This is a genomic window from Paludibacterium sp. (genome assembly GCF_019232825.1).
GTDB lineage: Bacteria > Pseudomonadota > Gammaproteobacteria > Burkholderiales > Chromobacteriaceae > Paludibacterium.
In genome coordinates, this window is record NZ_JAFAND010000139.1 from 26,722 (window position 1) to 42,993 (window position 16,272).

Annotated in this window: 14 protein-coding genes; 4 read left to right on the forward strand and 10 right to left on the reverse strand. The window is 65.3% G+C overall.

All coding sequences use genetic code 11. The features are described 5' to 3' along the window. Window positions 1-89 precede the first annotated feature (89 nt). A complete protein-coding gene (locus JOZ06_RS18135) occupies window positions 90-554 on the forward strand; it encodes an Lrp/AsnC family transcriptional regulator (RefSeq protein WP_293235005.1) in 465 nt (154 codons plus the stop codon). Here the strand turns inward: JOZ06_RS18135 and JOZ06_RS18140 are convergent. Further along, window positions 465-1,340, reverse strand: a complete 876-nt coding sequence (locus JOZ06_RS18140; RefSeq protein WP_293235007.1) for a helix-turn-helix transcriptional regulator — start codon at window positions 1,338-1,340, stop codon at window positions 465-467. The genes JOZ06_RS18135 and JOZ06_RS18140 overlap by 90 nt on opposite strands. Window positions 1,341-1,443: 103 nt before the next feature. Between JOZ06_RS18140 and JOZ06_RS18145 the strand changes: the two genes are divergently transcribed. Further along, window positions 1,444-2,211, forward strand: a complete 768-nt coding sequence (locus JOZ06_RS18145) for a class I SAM-dependent methyltransferase (RefSeq protein WP_293235009.1) — start codon at window positions 1,444-1,446, stop codon at window positions 2,209-2,211. Here the strand turns inward: JOZ06_RS18145 and JOZ06_RS18150 are convergent. From JOZ06_RS18150 to hemC, 6 genes are all read right to left on the reverse strand, one after another. Next, on the reverse strand, window positions 2,208-2,753 hold the full coding sequence (locus JOZ06_RS18150) for a YbhB/YbcL family Raf kinase inhibitor-like protein (RefSeq protein WP_293235011.1): 546 nt from the start codon (window positions 2,751-2,753) through the stop codon (window positions 2,208-2,210). The genes JOZ06_RS18145 and JOZ06_RS18150 overlap by 4 nt on opposite strands. 50 nt (window positions 2,754-2,803) lie before the next feature. Next, window positions 2,804-3,472, reverse strand: a complete 669-nt coding sequence (locus JOZ06_RS18155; protein ID WP_293235013.1) for a hypothetical protein — start codon at window positions 3,470-3,472, stop codon at window positions 2,804-2,806. Between the two features lie 119 nt (window positions 3,473-3,591). Beyond that, window positions 3,592-4,800 carry a heme biosynthesis HemY N-terminal domain-containing protein gene (locus JOZ06_RS18160; RefSeq protein ID WP_293235015.1) on the reverse strand — a complete coding sequence of 403 codons (1,209 nt, stop codon included), beginning with the start codon at window positions 4,798-4,800 and terminating at the stop codon, window positions 3,592-3,594. Next, window positions 4,797-5,813 (reverse strand): uroporphyrinogen-III C-methyltransferase, encoded by a 1,017-nt coding sequence (locus JOZ06_RS18165; protein WP_293235017.1) that lies wholly within the window; start codon window positions 5,811-5,813, stop codon window positions 4,797-4,799. Before JOZ06_RS18165 ends, JOZ06_RS18160 begins: the two co-directional genes overlap by 4 nt. Continuing rightward, window positions 5,810-6,562, reverse strand: a complete 753-nt coding sequence (locus JOZ06_RS18170) for a uroporphyrinogen-III synthase (protein ID WP_293235019.1) — start codon at window positions 6,560-6,562, stop codon at window positions 5,810-5,812. The genes JOZ06_RS18165 and JOZ06_RS18170 overlap by 4 nt, the downstream gene beginning before the upstream one ends. After that, window positions 6,559-7,488: a hydroxymethylbilane synthase gene (hemC, locus tag JOZ06_RS18175; protein WP_293235021.1), complete on the reverse strand. Its 930-nt coding sequence runs from the start codon at window positions 7,486-7,488 to the stop codon at window positions 6,559-6,561. Before hemC ends, JOZ06_RS18170 begins: the two co-directional genes overlap by 4 nt. 147 nt (window positions 7,489-7,635) lie before the next feature. Here hemC and ppc point away from each other — a divergent pair, with 147 nt between their 5' ends. Next, window positions 7,636-10,338: a phosphoenolpyruvate carboxylase gene (gene ppc / locus JOZ06_RS18180; protein ID WP_293235023.1), complete on the forward strand. Its 2,703-nt coding sequence runs from the start codon at window positions 7,636-7,638 to the stop codon at window positions 10,336-10,338. 48 nt (window positions 10,339-10,386) lie between these two features. Continuing rightward, window positions 10,387-11,769, forward strand: coding sequence for an argininosuccinate lyase (gene argH / locus JOZ06_RS18185; RefSeq protein WP_293235025.1), 1,383 nt, complete (start codon window positions 10,387-10,389; stop codon window positions 11,767-11,769). Between the two features lie 186 nt (window positions 11,770-11,955). On the opposite strand, the gene JOZ06_RS18190 is transcribed toward argH, so the two are convergent. The 3 genes from JOZ06_RS18190 to JOZ06_RS18200 are packed head-to-tail and all read right to left on the reverse strand — an operon-like array spanning window position 11,956 to window position 16,135. After that, window positions 11,956-12,630, reverse strand: coding sequence for a hypothetical protein (locus JOZ06_RS18190; protein ID WP_293235027.1), 675 nt, complete (start codon window positions 12,628-12,630; stop codon window positions 11,956-11,958). Next, complete coding sequence (locus JOZ06_RS18195; protein WP_293235029.1) at window positions 12,631-14,403, reverse strand: ABC transporter transmembrane domain-containing protein; 1,773 nt, start codon at window positions 14,401-14,403, stop codon at window positions 12,631-12,633. Next, the gene (locus JOZ06_RS18200) at window positions 14,393-16,135 is read right to left on the reverse strand and encodes an ABC transporter transmembrane domain-containing protein (RefSeq protein WP_293235031.1); all 1,743 of its coding nucleotides are present in this window, start codon (window positions 16,133-16,135) and stop codon (window positions 14,393-14,395) included. Before JOZ06_RS18200 ends, JOZ06_RS18195 begins: the two co-directional genes overlap by 11 nt. Between the last annotated feature and the right edge of the window lie 137 nt (window positions 16,136-16,272).

Here is a 16,272-nt window from a genome sequence, read left to right on the forward strand (position 1 = left end):
TGCTTTCATAATTTGCACATAAATGAAATAATTCATGACGACATTTACATAGTGGAATTTAATTTCATTTATATGGCAAATATGAAAATATGAATCATCTCGATGATCTGGACCGGCGCATCCTGCAACAATTGCAGCAGGACGCCGATCTGAGCAACCAGCAATTGGCCCAGCTGGTGCATGCGTCGCCGCCGACGTGTCTGCGCCGGGTTCGTCGATTGAAGAAGGCGGGGGTGATCCTGCGCACGGTCTCGCTGGCGGCGCCGGTGGCCCAAGACATCGGCTTGACGGCGATCGTGGAGATTACCCTGGAGCGGCAATCGGCCGACGCCTTGGCGGCATTCGAAGTCTGGGTGGCGCCGGAGCCGGCGGTGGTGCAGTGCTACCGCGTCTCGCCCGGACCGGATTTGGTATTGATGCTGGCATTGACCGATATGGCGGCCTATCACCAATTGGCGCATCGCTTACTGACGGCGCAGGCCAATGTGCGCAACGTGCGCGCCTTCTTCGTCACCCATTGCGCCAAGTTCGAGCCCCGCCAGCCTGCGCCCTAGTTCCTCGTTCTCCGCGATCAGCGTCACCAGCTTAAGTTGCGGATGTTTGGCGACCTGTAGCGTGTATTGCCTGAAACGCTGCTCGCTTCCGTCTGGCCGGCGGAAGCGGCGCAGCCCGCCCTCGCGCTCCAGCACTTCCTGTGCGGCCCATAGACGACGAAATGCCTCGCTGCCTTGATTGAGCTGCTCCACCAGCATCCAGTGCACCGGATCGTGCCGCAACGCGGCGCTGTCGGCGCGGAATTCCGCCGTCAACCGGCGCGCGCGCTCAGGCCAATCGACGATCCACTGGGGCGCGCGCGTATCGAGAAAGACAAAGCGAAGCAGGTTGTGTCCCTGCGGCGCGGGTTGGTCGAGCCAGCCGGCGAAAAGCTGCCGCGCTTCGCCATTGCTCTCCACCACATCCCAATGCCGGTCCAACAGGTAGGCGGGGCATTGCATGGCGGCCAACAATGGCGCGAGCGCGTGCGCATCGGTCTCCGCCTCGGCGGGGGCGGGATCGGCGCGTGCGGCGAGTTGGAACAGGTAGTGGCGTTCGGCGCGCGACAACCTCAGTCCGTCGGCAATGGCCACGAGCGTGGGGGCGGACAATGCCCGCGCCCGCCCCTGCTCGATCCAGGTGTACCAGGTGGGGCTGATGCCGCATAACAGCGCGGCCTCTTCGCGGCGCAGCCCGGGGGTGCGCCGCCGCTGTCCGGGCGGCAGACCGACGTCGCTTGGCTGGAGTCGCTCGCGGATGGCGCGCAGAAAAGCGCCGAGCGGGTGGTCGGTTTCCGTGGTGGGCATGGCCTTATCCTATTTACTATTGTTGCTGATAATAGGATAGGCGACTAACTTGTAACTGTCATAGGGTTGGCTAAGCTGAAGGCCTTGCCAAAGGAGGATCACCATGGAAGCGCATGTTCAAACCGTTCAGCGGCAGTTCGATCCGCAAGCGCAGGCCTATCTGTCGAGTCAGGTTCACGCCCAAGGGCCGGATCTCGCCTGGGTGCGCGGGCAGTTTCTGCCGACGTTGCCCGCCGCGTCGCAGGCGTTGGATCTCGGTTGCGGCGCGGGTCATTTGGCGTTTGCCCTGGCCGAGCGTTGCGCCCGGGTGACGGCCTTCGATCCCTCTCCTTCGATGTTGGCGACGGTGCGGCAGGAAGCCGCCGCGCGCGGTTTCGCACACATTGACACGGTCGAGGGGCTGGCACAGCAATTGCCGTTCGCCACGGGGCAGTTCGATGTGGTGGCGAGCCGCTATAGCGCGCATCACTGGGAAGCCTTGCCGGCCGCCTTGGCTGAAATTCGCCGCGTGTTGAAGCCGGGTGGGGCGTTGCTGATGATCGACGTCGAAGGGGATGACTCTCCCCTTGTCGATACGCATCTGCAGGCGATGGAACTGCTGCGCGACCGTTCGCATATCCGCAACCGCGCGCCGTCCGAATGGCAGCGCTTGCTGACCGAGGCCGGGTTTGTGATGGAAGCGCACCTGCAGTGGCCGACGCGCTTGGCATTCGATAGTTGGATTGCGCGCATGCGCACGCCGCAGACTCTTGCGCAAGCGATTCGCGCGCTGCAGGAAGGCGCGCCCGCCGAAGTGCGAGCGGCATTGCGCCTAGAGACGGACGGCAGCTTCGGCGTGACCACCGGCGCGATGGTGGCCCGGCCGCGCTAGCGGCCGTAGATGGGCGTCAGGCGCGCTTGGCCCAGCAGGTGCGACTTGAGTGCAGCCTGCAGCGCGGGGCCATCGGCATCCGCGGCGAGTCCGAGTTTGGCGACATCCAGCGCCCATAGGGTGAACTGGTAATGATGCGGGGGGTCGCCGACCGGCGGACACGCGCCGCCGTAGCGGTTTTCTCCGAAGCTGGTGCGCGCCTGTTGTGTGCCGACGGGTAATGCGCCGCCCGGGCTTCCCGCACCGGCGGCCAATCCACGGCTGCCGGCCGGCAGATCGTAGACGGCCCAGTGCCACCACCCAAGTCCCGCGCGCGCATCCGGGTCGAACACGGTCAGCGCGAAACTGCGCGTGCCGGCCGGCGCGTCGCGCCACGCCAGTGCCGGCGAGCGGTTGTCGCCTTGGCAACTGTGGCGGTTATAAACGTGTTTGAGGCTGAGCGGCTGGCCATCGGCGATGTCCGGGCTCGTCAAGGAGAACGCGGCGGCGTGATAGGACAAGGGCAAGGCAACGAGCCACGCGAGACGACGGGCGCGCGTCATGGCAATCTCCCAACGGAGGGTAAGCTTACAGTCTAGCAAGGTGGTGAGCGTTACACGCCAGGAAAAATGAATGCCTTGACGATCAATGAGGTGACCCCGGCCACGATGAGCCCCATCATCCAGCGCAAGAGGCCGATTTGATGGCTGAGCGCGATGATTTCGCCGTGCAACCGCAGCGCGCTTTTTTCGATCTTGGCTTCCAAGCGCTCTTCTACCCGCCCCATTTCGTCCTTGGTGCGTGCCTCCAAGGCGGTGAGGTCGGCTTTGGTGGCGCGTTGCTCGATTTGCACTTCTAACCGCGCGAATTCTTGTTTGGCGGCTGTTTCGCTCTGCTCGATGCGTGCTTCCAATCGTGCAAAATCTTGTTTGGCGGCGGTTTCGCTCTGCTCGATGCGTGCTTCCAATCGTGCAAAATCTTGTTTGGCGGCGGTTTCGCTCTGCTCGATACGTGCTTCTAATCGTACGAACTCTTGTTTGGTAGCGGTTTCACACTGCTCGATGCGTGCGCCCAGCTGTGCAAAATCTTGTTTGGTGGCAACTTCGATCAGGTCGATGCGATGCCCTAACGCATCGACGTCCTGCTTGGTCGCCAAGCGGTCTCCCTGTCCGGCGAACACTTCCGCCAGGGCGCTGGCTTCGGCTTCCGCGTGCGCGCAGGGGACGCCGGCCGCCTTGAGCCGGTTGGCGAATTGCAGCGTATCGAACGTGACCGTTGTCATCGCGGGCCCTTCGTCGTCGGAGGAGAAAGCAGGAGAATACGCAGCGCGGATGGACGCGCGCAAGGTTGCGCGGCAGGACAAAAGAACGAACCCGCCAGACGGCGGGTTCGGCTGTCGTGTCAGAGGCCCAAGCTCAGGGCCAATTCGAGGCTGTCGCGGTAGTGCTGCGCCGCCTCCTCCTCTTTGCCGATCTGCTGGAACAATCGCACGAGCTCGGCATGGGCAATCAGGGTCGGTTGAATCGACAGGCTGGCTTCCAGGTAGCTTTGCGCTTTGCCCCACAGCTGCTGGCACAACGCCAAGCGGCCCAGCGCCAGGAGCAACATGTAGTCGCGCGGCCGGCCCTTGAGCCATTCCTCGCCCGTCTTCAACAGCGCAAGACGCCGGGTTTCGCTCAGCGCGTCGGCCAGTTGGGCCAACTCGCGCGTCAATTCCGGCGTGGCGCTGTCTTCATCGGCCAGCGCCTCGGCGAGCAGCGTCGCGGCTTGGTCGGCCTCACCGGCGTCGGCCAGACGGTCGACCACGCGCGATACCAAGCCGGGCAGCTTGCGCTCGGTCTCCGGTACTTTGCGCAGCCAGTCGAGGATTTCCGCGCCGTTGATCAGGGTGTCGAGCTGCTGGCTGTAGGCGGCCTGGCGGTAACGGCGCGCTTGCTCCGGTTCGAGCGCTTCGGCCTTGAGCAGTTTTTCCGTCAACGCCAAGACGGCGTCCGGCTGTTTCAGCTGCAGGCGGATTTTCAACTCCAGCCGCAACGCGTTGGTGAGGTTGGGCGAGATCGAGCGCGCGCGTTCGACGGCCGCCAACGCCCCCAGCGGATCCTTGGCGTCGAGGCGAAGGTCGGCCTCTTGAATGTGGCGGGCAAGTTGCAGCGACTCGGGCAAGGCGTCGAGCCCCGCCAGGTATTCGTCGCGCTTGTCGTAGTCGTGTTGAGCGCTGGCGGAACGGGCGGCAATCAACAGCGCTAGCGCTTTGTTTTCCGACGCTTGCTCGTTATCGAGCGACTTGAGCGCGGCGCGCTCGGCCTTTTGAAAACGGCCCTCGAAGAAGGCGACGCCGGCGTCGCGCAGCGCGTGGCGGGCCTGGCGCAGCTGCTTTTGCCGTTGAAAGCGGCGCACTTCGGCCGGCAGGCCGACGGCTACGCTGAGAAGACGCAGAATGCCGTAGGTGGCGGCGATCAGCGCGATGGTGGCGACGATCAGCAGGTTAAAGGAAAACTCGACGCGCCAAGGCGGCAGATAGAAGATGGCGTAGCCGTCGTTGACGGTGGCCGCCAGTCCCACCAGCACCGCCAGCACGAACAGCCCGGTGATCCAGAGCACGAATTTCACGGCTTGACCTCCGGGGTGGCTTGCGCGCTATTGACCGCCTTCAAGCTGTCGGACAAATCGGGCAAGGCGTTGTTGATCGGCGCGGCCTTCAGTTCGGCCAACACCGCCAGCCACTGCTTGGTGGCCGGCGCGGAAAGGTCGAAATAGCGATTGACGTAGTCCTGCAGCGCGGTCATGTCGGCGTTGAACGGCGCGGCATTGCGCTGCAGCAGGGCGACACGCGCGTCGAGCAGATGCAGCTTGAGGTTTTCGCGCAGCTGGAAGGCCTGTTCCGGCGTCAACAGCACCGCCTCGGGTTTGTCGATGCGGCGGATGCGCACCAGTTCCCCCAGGTTTTGCGAGATGTCGCGGATCAAACGGCTCCAGAACGGGGCGCTGCGGTCATAAGCGATCGGCGCTTGCGGCTGCCGCTGCATATCGACCGCCAGGGGCAGGGTATCCACGCCCAGGCTCAGGCTGTCGATGCGGGCCGACAGGCCGACGATGTCGAGAAACGGCAAGGCCTTGAGCGTTTCCAGATCATGTGCCACCGCCTTTTTGACGCCGATCAGTTCGGGGCGGTCGAAGGCGGCCAGGCGTGCGTCGACCGCTTGGAGGGCCGAAATGGCGGAAGGCACGTTGCCGGCGAGCTGCAACTCTTGGCTCGCGAGCGCCAGCGCGTGGCTGACTTCGGACAAGAGCCAGTCGGTGCGGACCTTGCTCATGTCCTGATACATGCTGTTGATGGTGGCGAACTGGCTGTTCGCTTCGTTGAGCCGCGCTTCGAGCAGGGCGACTTTGCCATCGGCGGCGCGCTGCGCGTCGCTCAGCGTCTTGATGGCCGGATCAGCGCCGCGACGGGCCAGCTCATGGCGGACCGACGACAGTTCGAGCTGCGTCATGTAGAGCTGCCAGCCGGACAGGGCCAGGGCGCCAACGGCCAGCCAGAGCGCCCAATTCAAGGGCTTTTTCTGTTGCGGCGGCAGGATTTGTTGTTCGGACTTTTCTGCGTCCAGGTGCTGGGTTTCGCTCATGGATGACGGGAGAACCATTCTTTGAGGCCGGCGACCATGGCTGCGTCGTCTGCCTGGGTTGTCACGATCCGTGTCACACCTTGTGCCGCCAGTCGCTCGGCGATACGAGGGTGTGGCACACAATATTGCAGGCATTGTAACGCCCGGGCTCTGCCGCTGCCAGCGAGCCGAAACAAACGTTCGGCGATGTCGCCCGAGGTGACGATGCAACCGTCGAGCCGGCCCGATGCGTCGAGGCGGTCGAAAGTCTGCCAGTCGGGCGCGGCGTCGGCACGGCGGTAGATATCGGCGTAGTCGACGCGGGCACCGCGCCGAGCCAGCGCTTGGCCCAGTTCGGCGCGGCCATCGGCGCCACGAACGATCAGCACGCTTTGCCCGGTGACGTCCCGCAACGCGGGTTCGGCCAATAGCGCGGCGCTATCGCTGCCTGCATGGGGGTAGAGTACAGCACGGCGGGCGAGCTTGCCGAGTTTTTGTGCGCTGGCGGCGCCGACGCAGGCGAGCCTGGGTAGGGCGGGCAGGTTCGAGAGCGCCGGCCAGGCAAGCTGGATGGCGCTGGGGCTGACGAAGATCAGCCAGTCGCTGGCGGCGGCGCGCGGCGGGAGCGCCGCCAGCGCCGCGGCATCCGGCTGAATATCGATGACGGCGAAGCCGACGGGTTCGGCGCCTTCCGCGCGCAACAGCCGCGAGAGCTCGGCGGCTTGCGCCGCCGGGCGGGTGACCAGGATGGCGCGGCCGGCCAAGCTCATCCTTGTTCCCGCAGGATGGCGTCGATCAGGGCGCGGGCGTCTTGCTCGTCCAGCTTTTTCGCCACGGCGCGACCGAGCGTCTCGGCGTATTCGCGCGGCGCGGTAGCTTCGGCGCGCAGCACGACCGAGCCGTCGGGATGGGCCAGGAGGCCGGTGAGATGCAGCATGCCATTTTCCAGCGAGGCGAAGGCGCCAAGCGGCAATTGGCAACTGCCGCCCATTTCGCGCGCCAGCGCGCGCTCGGCGGCGACGCAGGCATGGGTATCCGCATCGTTCAAGCCGGCCAGGAGCGCGAACAGGTCGGCGCGGTCGGCGCGGATCTCGATGCCCAGCGCCCCCTGGCCCGCGGCCGGCAAGCTGTCGTCGACCTCGATCAAGGCGGCGATGCGCTCGGCCAGCCCTAAGCGTTTGAGACCGGCGGCCGCCAGGATGATGGCGTCGTAGTCGCCGTTGTCGAGCTTGGCCAGGCGGGTTTGCACGTTGCCTCGCAGCGGCTGGATGACGAGCCGCGGGAAGCGGGCGCGCAACTGGGCCTCGCGCCGCAGGCTGGAGGTGCCCACCACCGCGCCGTCGGGCAGGTCGGCCAGATGCCGGTAGCGGTTGCTGACAAAAGCGTCGCGCGGATCCTCGCGCGTGCAGATCGCGGCGAGCGCGAAGCCCTCGGGCAGCACCATCGGCACGTCTTTGATCGAATGCACGGCCAAGTCGGCGCGGCCCTCTTGCAGCGCGACTTCCAGCTCCTTGACGAACAGCCCCTTGCCGCCGATCTTGGACAGCGTCTTGTCGAGGATCTGATCGCCCTGGGTGGTCATGCCCAGAATCTCGACGGTCAGGCCGGGGTGCATGTTTTGCAGGCGGGCGCGGATATGTTCGGCCTGCCACATGGCCAGCCGGCTTTCGCGGCTGGCGATGACGATTTTGTCCATGAAGCGCGGTATGTATTTTGGGTGGCGACCCGGCGATTCTACCAGCAAGGAGGGGGATTTTGCGCTGCAAAAAATGGCGTCCCCAGCCGCGTGGAATTGAGGCAGAATGAAAAACGCCATGAATAACAAACGAACCAGGTGACAAGGGTGAATAACAAGAATCAATTCGAGAAGGACTTGCCGCTCAAGAATGACTTGGCGCGGCTTGAGCGTCTGCTGGGCGAAGTGCTGAGCGAGCAGGTCGGGCCGGCGCTGTATCAAGAAATGCGCGCGATTCCACAGCAGATGCAACAAGAGGGCAACTTGCCGGCGCGTCTGCCGGAGGATGCGGACAGCGCGCTGGTGCGCGCCTGCGGACTGTATGCGCAACTCTTCAATATTGCCGAGGATCTGCACCATACGCGCCGCCGCCGCGCCCACCGGCTGGCCGGCTCGGCGCCGCAACAGGGCAGTCTGGAGCGCGCGCTGCAGCAGTTGCACCAGGAAGGGGTCGGTTTCGAGCAGTTGTCGTCGACGCTGTCCGAGGCCGCCGTGGTGGCGGTATTGACCGCGCATCCGACCGAGGTGCAACGCCAAAGCGTGCTCGACGGCCATCGCGCGGTGCGCCGCTTTCTACATAGGCTCAATCAGCCCGGCTTATTGCCGGAGGAGAAGGCTGATCTGGATGCCAAGCTCAAGCGCGTCATCCTGGCGCTGTGGCAAACCGCGGAAATCCGGCACTTCAAGCTGACGGTGCTCGACGAAATCAAGAACGGCGTCGCTTACCATCCGATGACCTTCTTCAGCGCGCTGCCCAAGCTGTATGAACACTTGAGCCAGCTGATCGGCGAAACCTGGGGCAAAACGCCCGAGCTCAAGCCGTTTTTGCGCATCGCCAGTTGGATCGGCGGCGACCGCGACGGCAATCCGAACGTGGACGCCGCGCTGCTCACCAGCGCCGTGACCCATCAGGCCGAAGCGGCCTTCGAACATTATTTGCACGAGTTGGCCACGCTGTATCGCGAGCTGTCGCTGTCCTCGCGCCATGTCGCGGTGAGCGGCGCGGTGGCGGCGTTGTCGTCGGCGTCGCCGGACGACAAGGTCAGCCGCATGGAAGAGCCTTATCGCCGCGCGCTGGCAACGGTGCAGGCCCGGTTGGCGAACACCGCCCACCGACTGGGCGTCAAGGTGCACGGCCACTGGCACGGTCACGGCGAGTATGCCGACGCCGAGGCCTGCCTGGCCGATTTGCGCGCCATCGCCGACTCGCTGCGCAGCCATGACAGCGCCTGCCTGGCGGAGGGCCGGCTTGGCCGCCTGATCCGCACGCTGGAGGTGTTCGGCTTCTTCCTGATGCCGCTCGACCTGCGCCAGTTCGCCGGCATGCACCAGTCGGTGGTGGGCGAGCTGTTCGCCCAGGCGGGGCTGGAGGACTACGCGCAGGCAGACGAGCCGACCCGCGTGTCGCTGCTCATGCGCGAATTGTCGTCGCCGCGGCTGTTGTTTTCGCCGTATGCCGACTACAGCGAGGCGGCTCGCAAGGAGCTGGCGATTTTCCGCGAGGCCGCCCGCATCCAGCGCGAGTTCGGCGTCGAGGCCATCGGCCAGAGCATCATTTCCAACTGCGCCTCGGTCGGCGACATGCTGGCGCTGGCGCTGTTGTTGAAGGAATGCGGCTTGATCCGCCTGGTGGACGGCGCGCCGGTATCGACGCTGAATCTGGTGCCGCTGTTCGAAACCATCGCCGACTTGCGCGCCGCCGACCGGGTGATGGACGAGCTGTTCACCCTGCCCTGGTACCGGGCGCTGCTGAAGAGCCGCGGCGACTTGCAGGAAGTGATGCTCGGCTATTCCGACAGCAACAAGGACGGCGGTTATCTGACCAGCCAATGGGAGCTTTATCAGGCGGAATCGCGGCTGGTCGAGTGCTTCGAGCGCGCGGGCGTGCGGCTGCAGTTGTTCCATGGCCGCGGCGGCTCGGTCGGCCGCGGCGGCGGCCCGGCGTTCGAGGCCATCGTGGCGCAGCCGGCCGGCTCGGTGGCGGGCCGCATCCGCATTACCGAACAGGGCGAAGTGATCGCGTCGAAATACTCCGACCCGGACATCGGCCTGCGTAATCTCGAGGCATTGGTGGCGGCCACGCTGGAGGCCACGCTTGGCCAGGCGAGCAGCGATCACGTCGACCATGCCGCTTTCGACGAATTGTCGCGCGACGCCTATGCCGCTTACCGCCAGCTGGTGGAAACGCCGAGCTTTATGCAGTACTTCCTGGAAGGCACGCCGATCAACGCCATTGCTCAACTGAACATCGGCAGCCGTCCGGCCTCGCGCAAGCGTTTGGATGCGATCACCGACCTCAGGGCGATCCCCTGGGTATTCTCCTGGTCGCAATCGCGAGTGATGTTGCCGGGCTGGTATGGGTTCGGCGCGGCGGTGGCGGCGTTCGTCGAGCGCCACGGCCGCGATGGCATGCAGCGGCTGCAGAGCATGGCGCGCGGCTCGGGCTTTTTCCGCGTGATCCTATCCAATATGGAACAGGTGCTGGCCAAAGCCGATTTGCGTATTGCCCGCCGCTACGCCGACCTGGTCGAAGACCGCGCGTTGGCCGATCAGTTGTTCTCCCTGCTGGAGGCCGAATGGCAGCGCACGGTGGACGCGCTGTTCGCCATCACGGGGCAGAAAGTGCTGTTGGAGAACAACCCGACGTTGGCGCGCAGCCTGGCGACGCGTTTGCCGTATCTGGACGCGCTGAACTTGCTGCAGGTCGAATTGCTGCGCCGCCTGCGCGCGCGGCCGGACGCCGCCGATGCGCTGTATACGTTGCATCTGACCATCAACGGCATCTCGGCGGGTCTGCGCAACAGCGGCTGATCACGCTATATTCAATCTTCATACATTCATCGCAAGGAGCTTAGCCCGATGCAAGACACCCATGCCTGGTCCGGCCGGTTTTCGGAGCCGGTGTCGGAACTCGTCAAGAAATACACCGCCTCGGTCGGGTTCGATTGCCGGCTGGCCCCGTTCGACATTGAAGGGTCGTTGGCCCACGCGGCGATGCTCGCGCGCGCCGGCGTGTTGTCCGACGAAGATCTGGCGGCGATCCGACGAGGCATGGCGGAGATTTTGGACGACATCCGTGCCGGCCGTTTCGCGTGGAGCCTGGATCTGGAAGACGTGCACATGAACATCGAGCGCTGTCTGACCGATAAGATCGGCGACGCCGGCAAGCGTCTGCATACCGGACGCAGCCGCAACGATCAGGTGGCGACCGATATCCGCCTGTGGCTGCGTGCCCAGATCGACGTTCTGGGCGTGTTGGTGGGCGAGCTGCAATCGTCGTTGCTCGACTTGGCAGAACGCCACGCCGACACGGTGATGCCCGGCTTCACGCACTTGCAGGTGGCGCAGCCGGTGACCTTCGGTCATCACATGCTGGCGTATGTGGAGATGCTTGCGCGCGACGCCGAGCGTCTGGTCGATGTGCGCAAGCGCGTCAACCGCCTGCCCTTGGGGGCGGCGGCGCTGGCCGGGACCACCTATCCGATCGACCGGCACTACACCGCCGAGCTGCTCGGTTTCGACGACGTGTGCCACAACTCGCTCGACGCGGTGTCCGACCGCGATTTCGCCATCGAATTCTGCGCCGCCGCAAGTCTTGTCATGACGCATCTGTCGCGGTTGTCGGAAGAGCTGGTGCTGTGGATGAGTCCGCGCGTCGGCTTCATCGATATCGCCGATCGTTTCTGTACCGGCAGCTCGATCATGCCGCAGAAAAAAAATCCGGACGTGCCCGAGCTCGTGCGCGGCAAAAGCGGCCGTGTCAGCGGCCATCTGGTCGGCTTGCTGATGCTGATGAAGTCGCAGCCGCTGGCCTACAACAAGGACAACCAGGAAGACAAAGAGCCGCTGTTCGATACCGTCGACACGCTGATCGACACGTTGCGCATCTACGCCGACATGATGCGCGGCGTGACCGTCAAACCGGAGGCGATGCGCGGGGCGGTGCTGCAAGGATTCGCCACCGCCACCGATCTTGCCGATTATCTGGTGAAGAAAGGGCTGCCGTTCCGGGATAGCCATGAAGTGGTGGCGCGCGCGGTGCGCCACGCGGAGCAGCAAGGCGTCGATCTGGCCGACTTGCCGCTGGCGGTGCTGCAGTCGTTCAGTGCGCTGGTGGCCGAGGACGTTTATACCGTGCTGACGCCAGAAGGGAGCCTGGCCGAGCGCGACCACGTCGGCGGCACCGCGCCGAACCAAGTGCGCGCGCAGATCGCGCGCTGGCGCGGCGTGTTGGGGAAGTAGGGAGTGGGGGCGTGCTTTTACTCCCGCCGTGAAGGTTTTGCTTTCACTCCCGCTTTTAGGCCTGCACGGCCTTTCCACTGCGGGAGTAACGGCAACACCTTGAAAGCGGGAGTGGGGGGCGCTTACAGTACGACTCCCGACTCCCGACTCCCGACTCCCGACTCCCGACTCCCGACTCCCGACTCCCTACTTACTCGCATCCCACGTCACGCCAAACAAAGTCTGCCAGCCCGCCGTGCGCCGGCCGCCGGCATCGGCCTGCCAGTGACTGCCTGCGCCGGCCTGCAGCGACCAGTGCGCCGTCAGCGGGTGCGATACCACCAATAGCAGGTTGGCTTGCTCCAGTTGCCAGGCGGTGCCGTTATCGGCTTGATCCAGCGATTGGCGGCGCTGGCGGTCGGCCAGGCTTGCCCAACCCCACAGGCTGAGCGTGTGTCGCCCAATTTGCGCGAAAGGGGCGTCCAGGTCGGCCACCATCAGGTGGCCGGGGTTGCTGTTGCCGATGCGCGCGGCGTAGCCGAACGACAGACTGCCGTCGCGCGGCAGGTCAAAGCCATAGCGGGCCACCCCCAGACTCTGCGACGCATGGCCGCCCAACGACCAGATCGGTTCGAAGGCCACGCCCAGCGCGGCCCAGCCGGCCGGCGCCGGCACGAGCCAGCCGCCCTCGCCGTCCTGCCAATAGGCGGCGCCGTAACGGGTGGGATAGAGCGCCTCGACGCCGACTTGCCATTGCGAGCTGCTGCCGCTGTTGGTCTGATGCGTCGCCACGGCGTTGCTGATCGATAGGCTGGGCGCATTGTCGTCGGCCAGACAGGGAAGGGCGGCGAGCGCCAGACAAAGGGAAAGCAGGATACGCATTCATTCTCCCTGGCCGACATCGGCCGATTGCAGTTGCTGTAACAGATAGAGGCGCTGATAGATGCCGCCATGCCGCATCAGTGCGTCGTGCTGGCCCGATTCGGCGATGCGGCCGTGACGCAGCACGATGATGCGGTCGGCGTCGCGGATCGTCGACAAGCGATGCGCGATGGAGATCAGCGTGATTTTGCCGGTCAAGCGCGTCAAGGCCTGTTGCACCAATTGCTCGGTGGCGCTGTCGATGTGCGAGGTGGCTTCGTCCAGCAGCAGGATGCGCGGTTGGCCGGCCAAGGCGCGGGCAATGGCGATCAGCTGTTTTTGTCCGCTCGACAGCCGGCCGCCGCTCTCGCCCATGTCGGTGCGGTAGCCATCGGGCAGCGATTGGATCAATTCATGCACGCCGGCGGCGCGCGCCGCCTCCTCGATGCGGGCGGGATCAAGGCCGCGGCCCATGTCGATGTTGTCGTAGGCGCTGCTGGCCAGCAGGAACGGCTCTTGCGGCACGAGACCGACGCCGGTGCGGAAGGCTTCGGCGCCAATGGCGTCCAGCGGTTGGCCATCAATGAGGATCCGGCCCTGCTGCGGCTGATAGAAACGCAACAGGAGCGACAGCAGCGTCGATTTGCCGCTGCCGGTGTGGCCGACGATGCCGATGAAGCCGCCGGCCGGCACGGTCAGGTCGATGGCCGAAAGCACCGGGTGGCCGGGCTGATAGGCGAAGCCGACCCCTTCGAAGCGCACTTCGCCGGCGGTGACGTGCCCGCTGCCGAGACTTGCCGGCATGGGCGCCTCGGCCAGCAGTTGGTTGACGCGCGCGGCGGCCACCACCGCCTGTTGCAGTTGGCCGAATTGCATGGTGATCTGAATCAGCGGTTCGACCACGCGGCCAATGTAGCTGATGAAGGCATAGAGCACGCCGATCTCGTGCCCGCCCAATTCGCGCATGCCGAACCGGTAGATGACCGCCGACAACAGCAGCACATTGAGCAGATCGAGCGCCGGGCGCAACAGCCAGGCGTTGGCGTTGAGTTCGCCTAGCCGGGCTTGATAATAACGCTGGTTGATGTCGTCGAAGCGGTGCGCGAAACGGGTTTCGGCGCGGCTCGCCTGGAGCACGTGCATGCCGGCGATCGACTCGGCCATTTGCGCGTTGATGTCGCTGCGCAGCGCGCGGCTGCGCGCTACCGACGGCGCGCTCAGCCGCTGGTACAGCCAGACGATGACGAAGGTGGCGGGAAAAAGCGTCAACGTCACCAGCATCAGGCGCCAGTCGAGCCAGGCCATGGCCGCGAGCGCGCCAATCACGACGATGCTGTTGTTGAGAATGACGAACAACGCCTGCACGTACAGCGCTTTGACCGATTCGGTGTCGTTGGTCACCCGGCTGACCAGCTGACCGGTGATGGCCTGGTCGAAAAAGGCCATCGGCAGCCGAATCACATGGGCAAAGACTTGCTCGCGCAGCCGTTGCACGGCGCGCATCGCCACGCCGGCGAGCCGGACAAGCTGCAGATAGCGCAGGACGGCGGCGGATGCGCCCGCCAGGAGCGCAATGGCCAGCAGACCCGCCATGGCGGGCCAGGCCAAGTGGCGGGGCAACAGGTAGCTGTCGATGAAGACCTTGCCGAGAAAAGGCGCGGTGGCTTCCAAGAGCGCGGCGATCAACAGCCATAGGCCGCCGAGCCAAAGATGGCGGCGGTCGGGCGCGGCGGCGGCGGCCAACAGCGTGACGGCGGCACGGCGGTCGAGGCGGGACGAGGGTTCAGTCGGCATCCAGGCTGGCCTCCAGTTGTTGATAGCGCCACTGGCTGGCATACCAGCCGTCACGGGCCAGAAGCGCGTCATGGCAGCCTTGCTCGACGATGCGGCCGGCGCCGAGCACCACGATGTGGTCGGCGTCGGCCACGGCCGACAAGCGGTGGCTGACGATGAGCACGCTACGACCGCGACGCGCGTCGCGCAAATGCTGCAGGATCTGGTGCTCGGTCAGGGTGTCGACCGCCGACAGCGCGTCGTCGAGCAACAGCAGCGGCGCGTCGGCCAAGAGCGCGCGTGCGATCGCCAGCCGTTGGCGTTGTCCGCCCGACAAAGCGACGCCCTTCTCGCCCACCGGCGTGTCGTAGCCCTGCGGCAGGCGCAGGATGTCGTCGTGAACGGCGGCGAGGCGCGCCACGCGTTCGACGTCGTCGCGCCCGGCCTCGGGCCGGACCAGCGCGATGTTGGCGGCCACCGAAGCGGAGAAGAGGAACGGTTCCTGCGGCACCCAGCCGATCATGCCGCGCAGTGCGTCGAGCCGGATGTCGTCGAGGGACACGCCGTGCCATGTGATGCGGCCATGGGCGAGCGGATAGTGCCGCAGCAACAATCGCAGCAGGGTCGATTTGCCGCTGCCGGTCGGGCCGACGATGCCGATGGTCTGGCCGTGTGGAATTTCCAGCTGAATGTCGGCAAGCGCCGGTTCGTCTTGGCCTGGGTAGTGAAAGCTGACGCCGGCAAAGGCCAGCGCGCCGGGGCCCAGATCGGTTTGCCGGCCCCGGTCGGCGACGGCCGGCTCGGCATCCAGCACCGGTCGCAGCCGCTGCCAGGCGGCATCGCCGCGCTGCAGTAGCGACAGCACCCAGCCGGCGGCATACATGGGCCAGATCAGCTGCACCAGATACATGCTGAAACTGGTGAGCGCGCCGATGGTGAGTTGGCCGTGCCAGACCAGATAGCCGCCGAGCGACAGCGTGATGACGTTGGCACAAACCAGCGCCAAGCCGACCGCGGGCTCGAACGCGGCTTCCCAGCGCTGCGCCGACAAGCTGCTGGCGGAGGCCGCGGCGGCGAGCCGGGTCATCTGGCGGTCGTTGAGCGCCTCCAGCCCGAGCGCGCGCAGCGTGCGTACGCCGCTCAGCGTTTCCTGCACATGGTCGTTCATACTGCCGAAGCGGTAGAGCGCATTGCCCCAGGCCCGGTGGATCTGATTGGAGATCCGGTTGAAGGCATAGGCCATCAGCGGAAATGGCAACAGGGCGGCGGCGGCCAGACGCCAGTCGATGCCCAGTGTCATCATGCCGAGCACCAGCACCAGGGTCAGCAGGCCGTCGAAGCCGGCCAGCATGGCCTCGCCGGCAGCCATTTCGACCGAGTCGATATCGTTGGTGGCGCGGGCCATCAGGTCCCCGGTGCGCTGCTGCTGGAAAAAGCCCGCGTCTTGGCGCGTCAATTGCCGGTAGAGCCGCGTGCGCAGCTCGACGCCCAGGCGGTAGGAAGCGGTGAACAGTTGCAGACGCCAGCCGACGCGCAGCGCGTAGATGGCGATGCCCATCAGCGCGAGTTCGCCCAAGGCGATGAACAAGCGGTCGGCCGGCAGTTGGTGGGCGGCCAGCGCGTCGACGATGTGTCCCACCTGGCGGGGGATCGACACGGTGAGCACGCCGACGGCGGCCAGCATCAACGCCGCCAGGCAATAGGCGCGGCGGTGGCGTGATACAAAGGAAAGCAACAAGCGGGGCAGGGTCATGGGCCTTGTCGTGTTTTTTGGGGCCAAGCAATCATTCTATTTATTTGGTTTTTTGTTTGACAACAAGCTACCCGTGTTGATTTGCGATTTTATTGCGGCCAATCAAGCGCGGAAACGCGCTTCAGGTTGCCGTGATG

Excerpts from the sequence above, each read along its gene's own strand:
- JOZ06_RS18135 (WP_293235005.1), top strand. The coding sequence starts at position 90 with ATGAATCATCTCGATGATCTGGACCGGCGCATCCTGCAACAATTGCAG.
- JOZ06_RS18140 (WP_293235007.1), bottom strand. The coding sequence starts at position 1,340 with ATGCCCACCACGGAAACCGACCACCCGCTCGGCGCTTTTCTGCGCGCC.
- JOZ06_RS18145 (WP_293235009.1), top strand. The coding sequence starts at position 1,444 with ATGGAAGCGCATGTTCAAACCGTTCAGCGGCAGTTCGATCCGCAAGCG.
- JOZ06_RS18150 (WP_293235011.1), bottom strand. The coding sequence starts at position 2,753 with ATGACGCGCGCCCGTCGTCTCGCGTGGCTCGTTGCCTTGCCCTTGTCC.
- JOZ06_RS18155 (WP_293235013.1), bottom strand. The coding sequence starts at position 3,472 with ATGACAACGGTCACGTTCGATACGCTGCAATTCGCCAACCGGCTCAAG.
- JOZ06_RS18165 (WP_293235017.1), bottom strand. The coding sequence starts at position 5,813 with ATGAGCGAAACCCAGCACCTGGACGCAGAAAAGTCCGAACAACAAATC.
- JOZ06_RS18170 (WP_293235019.1), bottom strand. The coding sequence starts at position 6,562 with ATGAGCTTGGCCGGCCGCGCCATCCTGGTCACCCGCCCGGCGGCGCAA.
- hemC (WP_293235021.1), bottom strand. The coding sequence starts at position 7,488 with ATGGACAAAATCGTCATCGCCAGCCGCGAAAGCCGGCTGGCCATGTGG.
- argH (WP_293235025.1), top strand. The coding sequence starts at position 10,387 with ATGCAAGACACCCATGCCTGGTCCGGCCGGTTTTCGGAGCCGGTGTCG.
- JOZ06_RS18190 (WP_293235027.1), bottom strand. The coding sequence starts at position 12,630 with ATGCGTATCCTGCTTTCCCTTTGTCTGGCGCTCGCCGCCCTTCCCTGT.
- JOZ06_RS18195 (WP_293235029.1), bottom strand. The coding sequence starts at position 14,403 with ATGCCGACTGAACCCTCGTCCCGCCTCGACCGCCGTGCCGCCGTCACG.
- JOZ06_RS18200 (WP_293235031.1), bottom strand. The coding sequence starts at position 16,135 with ATGACCCTGCCCCGCTTGTTGCTTTCCTTTGTATCACGCCACCGCCGC.